This is a genomic window from Okeania sp. SIO3I5, from assembly GCF_010672085.1.
GTDB lineage: Bacteria > Cyanobacteriota > Cyanobacteriia > Cyanobacteriales > Microcoleaceae > Trichodesmium.
The window spans coordinates 1-7,914 of the sequence record NZ_JAAHHT010000222.1 but is presented as its reverse complement, the minus strand read 5'-3'; the positions used below and the strand labels follow the sequence as shown (position 1 = coordinate 7,914).

The following is a 7,914-nucleotide window of genomic DNA, read 5'->3' as shown; positions in this document are numbered from 1 at the left end:
ATTCATTTTATGAAGCACCCACTAGAGGTGATGAGTCGGAATTTTTCCCGACTGTTGCCTTAAGAGCCAGAGTGTAATCATTTGTTAAAGCACCCGCCAAAGGTGATGAGTCGGGAAAATTTCCTTCTGTTGCGTATAGAGCAATAATAGATTCATTTTATTAAGCACCCTGCCAGAGGTGATGGATCGGGAAAATTTCTGACTATTGCCTTAAGAGTCAGAGTTTAATCATTTGTTAAAGCACCCGCCAAAGGTGATGAGTCGGGAAAATTTCCTTTTGTTGCGTATAGAGCAATAATAGATTCATTTTTTGAAGCACCCCGTCAGAGGTGATGGATCGGGAAAATTTCTGACTATTGCCTTAAGAGTCAGAGTTTAATCATTTGTTAAAGCACCCGCCAAAGGTGATGAGTCGGGAAAATTTCCTTTTGTTGCGTATAGAGCAATAATAGATTCATTTTTTGAAGCACCCCGTCAGAGGTGATGGATCGGGAAAATTTCTGACTATTGCCTTAAGAGTCAGAGTTTAATCATTTGTTAAAGCACCCGCCAAAGGTGATGAGTCGGGAAAATTTCCTTTTGTTGCGTATAGAGCAATAATAGATTCATTTTTTGAAGCACCCCGCCAGAGGTGATGGATCGGGAAAATTTCTGACTATTGCCTTAAGAGCCAGAGTGTAATCATTTGTTAAAGCACCCGCCAAAGGTGATGAGTCGGGAAAATTTCCTTTTGTTGCGTATAGAGCAATAATAGATTCATTTTGTGAAGCACCCCGCCAGAGGTGATGGATCGGGAAAATTTCTGACTATTGCCTTAAGAGCCAGAGTTTAATCATTTGTTAAAGCACCCGCCAAAGGTGATGAGTCGGGAAAATTTCCTTCTGTTGCGTATAGAGCAATAATAGATTCATTTTGTTAAGCACCCCGCCAGAGGTGATGAGTCGGAATTTTTCCCGACTGTTGCCTTAAGAGCCAGAGTGTAATCATTTGTTAAAGCACCCGCCAAAGGTGATGAGTCGGGAAAATTTCCTTTTGTTGCGTATAGAGCAATAATAGATTCATTTTGTTAAGCACCCCGCCAGAGGTGATGGATCGGGAAAATTTCTGACTATTGCCTTAAGAGCCAGAGTGTAATCATTTGTTAAAGCACCCGCCAAAGGTGATGAGTCGGGAAAATTTCCTTCTATTGCCTTAAGAGTCAGAGTTAAATTATTTGCTGAAGCACCCGCCAGAGGTAATGAGTCGGGAAAATTTCCTTCTATTGCCTTAAGAGTCAGAGTTAAATCATTTTTCGAAGTACCTTGCTAGAGGTACTGATAACTGAAATGGCAAACTTACAAATAAAAATTCCAACAAATACATGGGTTTCAGCTACTTGTAAAGTAAAAGTTTAACTAATTGTAGTTATAGAAAAATCAGAACTCAAGAAGTACAACCAGATATTTCCTACTATATAGGTGACAATACCAATATTATTCCCAGGGGAACTTCCGTTGTAGGTTTAGATATATATCCATCGCCAGATTTAGTCATAGAAATAGCCAATACTTCACTGGCAGATGATAAAGGTGAGAAAAGGCTAATCTATGAAGATTTAAAAGTCAAAGAATATTGGGTAGTTGATGTAAAAAATGTAGATATTATTGCTTTTACTGTGGTTAATAATGGCAGTAAAAGAATTAGAGAATCTCAAATTTTACCGGGATTAGTAATAAGTGTTTGAAAAGAGGCTTTACAACAGAGTCGAAGTATGGATCAAAATGAAGTTATTGCCTCTCTATTTTCTCAATTTCAAGCATCTTGATTATAATAGTATAGTAATTTTAAATAGGTTAATAGGTTGTAAAATTTTATAAATGCGGGGTTTGGTCTCCAAAGCCAATCAAAAAAGGATTGATATGACTAGAAAATCACGTCTCAAGTTTCCCCATCAAGTTATTGTCTCCCTATTTTCTCAATTTCAAGATTCTTGATTATAATAGTATAGTAATTTTAAATAGGTTAATAGTTTGTAAAATTTTATAAATGCGGGGTTTGGTCTCCAAAGCCAATCAAAAAAGGATTGATATGACTAGAAAATCACGTCTCAAGTTTCCCCTTTCAAGGGAATAAAAAAATAAAATTCAGTATTTGAAGCCTTCTACTTTAGGAGATACTGATAACTGATAACTGATAACTAATAACTGATAACTGAAATGACAAATTTACAAATAAGAATTCCAACAGATACATGGGTTTCAGCTACTTGGGATGAATATCTCCAAACTATCGAAAATCCCATTTATACCAAAGCAAAATCTTATTATTATCAAGGAAAATTTAGAATAGAAATGCCACCAGTAGGTTACGATCATGCCAGCGATCATTCACTTATTTCCGCAGCTCTTGGTATTTTCTGTAGTCTCAAAAATATCGACAGTAACGGTTTAATTAATTGTAGTTACAGAAAAATCGGAACTCAAGAAGTACAACCAGATATTTCCTACTATATAGATGATAATTCTAATATTATTCCCAGGGGAACTTCTGTTGTAGATTTAGATACATATCCATCGCCAGATTTAGTCATATAAATAGCCAATACTTCACTCTCTGATGATAAAGGTGAGAAAAGGTTAATCTATGAAGATTTAAAAGTCAAAGAATATTGGATAGTTGATGTAAAAAATGTAGATATTATTGCTTTTAGTATGGTTGATAATGGCAGTAAAAGAATTACAGAATCTCAAGTTTTGCCAGAATTAGTAATAGGTGTCTTAAAAGAGGCTTTAGAACAGAGTAGAAGTATGGATCAAAATGAAGTTATTGCTTCCCTATTGTCTCAATTTCAAGATTCTTGAAATATAGTAATCTGTGCTGATGTTGTCAGATTCTATCTAACAGGGTTTGGAGACCAAACCCCTACGGTTTTTTTGACAAATTATTGACGATTAATATAGCAGACTGTGCTGATGTTGTCAGATTCTATCTAACAGGGTTTGGAGACCAAACCCCTACGGTTTTTTTGACAAATTATTGACGATTAATATAGCAGACTGTGCTGATGTTGTCAGATTCTATTTAATAGGGTTTGGAGACCAAACCCCTACGGTTTTTTTGACAAATTATTGAGGATTAAAATACTAGAGTGTGCTGATGTTGTCAGATTCTATCTAACAGGGTTTGGAGACCAAACCCCTACGGTTTTTTTGACAAATTATTGAGGATTAAAATAGCAAACCGCGCTGATGTTGTCAGATTCTATTTAATAGGGTTTGGAGACCAAACCTCTACGTTTTTTTTGACAAATTATTGAGGATTAAAATAGCAAACCGCGCTGATGTTGTCAGATTCTATTTAATAGGGTTTGGAGACCAAACCTCTACGTTTTTTTTGACAAATCATTTATGATTAAAATAGCAAACCGCGCTGATGTTGTCAGATTCTATTTAATAGGGTTTGGAGACCAAACCCCTACGGTTTTTTTGACAAATCATTTAGGATTAAAATAGCAAACCGCGCTGATGTTGTCAGATTTTATATAATAGGGTTTGGAGACCAAACCCCTACGGTTTTTTTGACAAATCATTTAGGATTAATACAACAGAATTTAAACCTCAAATTACCAAAAAAATTATGGAATTTAACTACTCTTATAAAGGCAATACAGGTGTCACTAACAATGGCAAAAATACCCAGATGTCATTCTCTCCAGACACTAAACGAGAACCTACCTATTTTGTCGGCGAACTGGGAAAAAATGTGGCATTTCGTGAAGCTATCAGCGCTTTACATGACGTAGTAGTTTCCGATCTCCGATATAAACCAAAAGATAAAACTGCCTATAAAGAATGGCGTGCCCAACAAGAAGATGAAATAGACTGGGAAAATATCGCAGCTCAACGTCAAGAAGTAGTTCAAAAAATAACAGAAATTAACACAGAATTAAACCAACTATACCAAAACCGACACCAACGTTTAAAACCTTTTTATCAAGCTCAACAAAAATTCTTTCAATATCTTTATAATATTGATTATGATGCTTGGTTCGTTTTTGATCCAGTAATAACCGTTCATCCTGATGAAATTTTCTTTGAATGTTTCAGCGTTGATGAATCAACTTATGGAAGACTTGGAGCAAGTTATGAAGTATTCAAAAATATCAATGATTTTGCCTGCGGAACTACTAACATTGACTATTCCGCGGCGCTCTATCAAGAATTCCAAAAAATCCGTAGTTATAAAACAACTGAACTCCAAGTAGATCCTTCTGGTTTTGAAGTTAAAACTACCAACGAAGAAACTTTTAAAGAAGTAAAAATAGACCTGCCGGATAGTTGGGTAAGAGGATTTTTACAGGTCAGTTCAGCTATGTCATTACCAGCTACAAAATTCGACCTTCACCCAATGGATATTTATAATATGTGTTTGGTTTTGCGTCGCCACAAAGAAAAACAGGGACCCCGCAGTATTCGCTATTTTTTAGAACCAGGAGAACCAATAGAAATTGTATTTGAACCTTGGAATTTGGAAATAATTTGTCACCGTTCAATTTACACCGGAAATTCTACTCAACAAATCCGAACTTGGGGGCGAAGAAGACTACATATTTTAGAACGTTTAATTCCTATTGCTAATAAATTTACCGTTCATTTATTAGGTACAGGAATGCCGTCTTTTTATGTGGCAGATTTAGGAGATATGTCTTTTACTTTAGGATTATCAGGATGGACGGCAAATGATTGGGCACAAGCTGGTAATTTTGACTTAATGGCACCCCGCGCTGATGTGGATGAATGGACTCAGAAAATAATATTTAATGGGTTGCGAGAAAACTGGTTTGAAACTGCTGATAGTTTGGCAAAAAGACTTCATTTAAGTCGTACTTCTGTATTGGGTGCTTTGGGTGCTTATACTCAAGCTGGACGAGTAATTTATGATTTGAATAAACAGGTTTATCGGGTGCGAGAATTAAGTCGGGAACCTCTACCAATGGAGAGGTTAAGGTTTGCAAATGAACGGGAAGAAAGTGCTAATAGATTTTTGCAAGAAAATCTTGTTGAGGTAAATTCTGTCAATGATATTAATGGAGTTTTGAGGATTGAAGGAACTGTGATGAATAGGGGAATAATGTTTTCTCCTTCTTTAAGTGTCGATCGCGATGAACGGATAATTGAGGCGCAGTGTAATTGTAATTGGTATCAGCAGAATAAATTGTATCAGGGGCCTTGTGAACATATTTTGGCCTTGCGGATGCAGCAGGCCCGCCATTTCAGTGATCAGTGATCAGTTATCAGTTATCAGTGGCCTCCAACTAAACTATGCTTTACCCATAAGTCGGCCCAGTAGGGTGCGTTAGACGGCTAAAATTTAGACTGTGAAAGGGATTTAACAATCCGTCGTAACGCACCATTTAATATTTGACTGTCCACTTCAAAAAACAAAAAACTATTTGCGTAGTGCTAAATCTTTTTCCATTTTCTTTTTTTTCCAACTTAATTCCTATCTTGAAAGCGATCGCTCCGAATCAAAATTGGGAAAAGTTATGTTATGATACTACTACCACCCACAGTTTAATAGTTGGTCAACAGCCTTGCAATTTGGGCGGTGGATCGCCGTCCTTGTGTTGAGTCCGCACACGCATCACTAGCCTGCTTTTGACTGTTCGGGTCATCCCACCCAGACCTGGCTAACGGTTTGGCTTCCTGGAAGCTTATCCTATTCTGGGTGGGAGACCCGTTTGAGTTAAGCAGTCTAGTCCTGAGAGGTTTACGAAGGGGAAACCAAGTATTGTGGGTGTTTTTTTTGATTAATTAGGGTTTGCTGATTAGCAGTTTAAATCATCTATCTTAATTTTTGAAAAGATAACAATATAGTTCTCCAAAAATTAAAAATAAAATCAATTTTTATCTATAAATTATCAATTACTTTCCCCTATTCGCTGTTGCCTTTTCTCTGAAGATTTCTAATAGAAGTATTAACTACAAACTCCAATTTTCTAGGGGTAAGTTAGGAACTTTGCTCAAGTCTTTTTTATTCCGTGTCACAACAACTGCTTGGTTTACTAAAGCAATAGCAGCAATTCTTAAGTCGTGGATTCCTACAGAAACTTTTTGTTGACGAAGATTTTGATAATAGGTATTAGCTGCATCATTAAAATCTAGTAATTTTACATTGCAGAAGAAATCCTGAGTTGCTCGTAGTTTATAATAAGCAACTGATAAAAATTCAGGTTTTTTAGTATTAGCAGTTACTTTGTTGATAATAGCTAGTCTTCTTTGTAGTTGTTCTTCCAATGAAACAACTGTGACAAATATACTAGCGTTTCCTATTTCTCTTGCTCGTTGACAAATCTTGGGATGGTTGTATTGGAATAAAGTAATATGATCGGTATCCAGAATATATTTGCTCACTCTGACTGACTTTCCTCCGCAGCAGTTTCTTGAGCAGCAACTTGTTCATCTACTTCGCGTCGATAAGCAGCCATATTTTCTACAAACTTATCAAATAAAGGGTCATCTTTGAACATACCCGCATATTTCACCCAAGGATTGGACAGATCGACTTGCTGTTGATAGATGAACAAAGGTAAACAACATAGTCTCAGTGTTACCCACCAGAGGTAAGACATTAGAGGATGTGAAAAAGCTTCATCATCAAGTAAACCATGAGCCATGAGATTTCTCAAATTAGAGCCAGAATGTTCAACAAGTAAACCTTTCAAGTCAAAAAGTGTGTCTTCATCAAAAATGTCTTTTATTTCAGGGAGGTAAAGAATTTTGTTTGACATACTCCCGACGTTGCCCTTACGGGACAACGCGGGATTCTTCAGTCTGGGAAACCCTGACCGCTGCGCATGACAGAGGTGATGTCCTCCCCCTGTATTGACATTGATAATAACAAAATGCTCCTAAAAGTGTCAAGGGCATATAAACGTTTAGCTTATGAAGGTATCCAAATCCGGGCCCAGGCTTTCATCCCGACGCTCCCCCTCCCCCCTATGCACGGGGGGTTAGGGGGGAGGGAGAGCGCGGGACTTCCCGCCAGGAAAGTTAAATCATATTCATTCTGAATTCCTTTATCGTCATATTTAGAAGTTAATACACCTTGTTTTTGAAGTAAATAACGAATAGAATTTTCAATTTGAGGAATGAGAATATGAGTAGATGTGTAGAAATCTCCAGTTATTCCAGCATATAATCCTTTACCAAACAAATGTACTCGCTCAGGTGGTACAAAAGAATTATTTTCAACAATAGGAAGAAAGTCTTCAACTTGTACAGAATGTTCTAAATTTATTTGTTCTATAGCTGGTTCTATCACTGCTTGAGCTATCAAGATTTGGTCTTTCATATTTTGCTCATACATTTCATATTTAATTGCTTTTTCTGGTTTTCCAGATTCAGATTTAATTGCTTCTTCAAGTTTGTTAGATTGTCTAGCTACAACTTTACCCATTTGATTTATTCTTACTTTTGACACCATAAGAGATAGAGGTTCTTCAGCCATTTTCTCAATTGCTTTTTTAAGTCGAGAAACTTTCTTAGGAACTCTTAAAAAAGCTAGAGAAAAAAGGGTATCCTGTAGTTTTTTATCTCTAACGCTTGCTCTAACTTCCTCTGCTGTTTCATCAATTGAATCGGAAGACGTAGTAACTAGCTCTTTCGCGTATTCTTGTTGATATTGAAGCAGAAGTTTATGAGCTTCTTCAGCTTTTACTTTTGCTCTTGCTTTTGCTGCTGGAGTTTCTTCTTTTGTATCAGAAATTTTTATAAAAGCTTTAATAGCTTCTTGTAAGGAAATTGATGCTGCAAAATAAGCACGAGAAGAATTTTTTAGAGTGTATTCAGCTTCCTTCAAATATGTTTCCGCAGCAAGCATTGAAGCTGCACTTTTATTTTCTCCATCTTTTTCTATACGATGCCATTTTGCTTT

6 protein-coding genes and 1 pseudogene are annotated in these 7,914 nt (G+C 36.5%); 4 read left to right on the top strand and 3 right to left on the bottom strand.

Annotation, left to right across the window (positions count from 1 at the left end; all coding sequences use genetic code 11):
* Window positions 1–1,414 precede the first annotated feature (1,414 nt).
* The 4 genes and pseudogenes from F6K40_RS31910 (at window position 1,415) to F6K40_RS31895 (ending at window position 5,609) form a co-directional block, all read left to right on the top strand.
* Window positions 1,415–1,723, top strand: coding sequence for a Uma2 family endonuclease (locus F6K40_RS31910; RefSeq protein WP_365673499.1), 309 nt, complete (start codon window positions 1,415–1,417; stop codon window positions 1,721–1,723).
* A gap of 472 nt (window positions 1,724–2,195) precedes the next feature.
* Window positions 2,196–2,840 (top strand): annotated as a pseudogene (locus F6K40_RS31905) (Uma2 family endonuclease).
* Between the two features lie 775 nt (window positions 2,841–3,615).
* Complete coding sequence (locus tag F6K40_RS31900) at window positions 3,616–5,265, top strand: SWIM zinc finger family protein (RefSeq protein WP_293141874.1); 1,650 nt, start codon at window positions 3,616–3,618, stop codon at window positions 5,263–5,265.
* A gap of 173 nt (window positions 5,266–5,438) precedes the next feature.
* Entirely contained in the window at window positions 5,439–5,609 is a 171-nt protein-coding gene (locus F6K40_RS31895; protein WP_293141872.1) for a hypothetical protein, read from the top strand.
* 351 nt (window positions 5,610–5,960) lie between these two features.
* On the opposite strand, the gene F6K40_RS31890 is transcribed toward F6K40_RS31895, so the two are convergent.
* The 3 genes from F6K40_RS31890 to F6K40_RS31880 form a co-directional block, all read right to left on the bottom strand.
* Window positions 5,961–6,392, bottom strand: a complete 432-nt coding sequence (locus tag F6K40_RS31890) for a type II toxin-antitoxin system VapC family toxin (protein WP_293141870.1) — start codon at window positions 6,390–6,392, stop codon at window positions 5,961–5,963.
* On the bottom strand, window positions 6,389–6,796 hold the full coding sequence (locus F6K40_RS31885) for a DUF4209 domain-containing protein (RefSeq protein WP_293141868.1): 408 nt from the start codon (window positions 6,794–6,796) through the stop codon (window positions 6,389–6,391). The genes F6K40_RS31890 and F6K40_RS31885 overlap by 4 nt, the downstream gene beginning before the upstream one ends.
* A gap of 125 nt (window positions 6,797–6,921) precedes the next feature.
* Window positions 6,922–7,914 (bottom strand): hypothetical protein (locus F6K40_RS31880; RefSeq protein ID WP_483143783.1); only part of this gene is annotated, 993 nt, incomplete at its 5' end.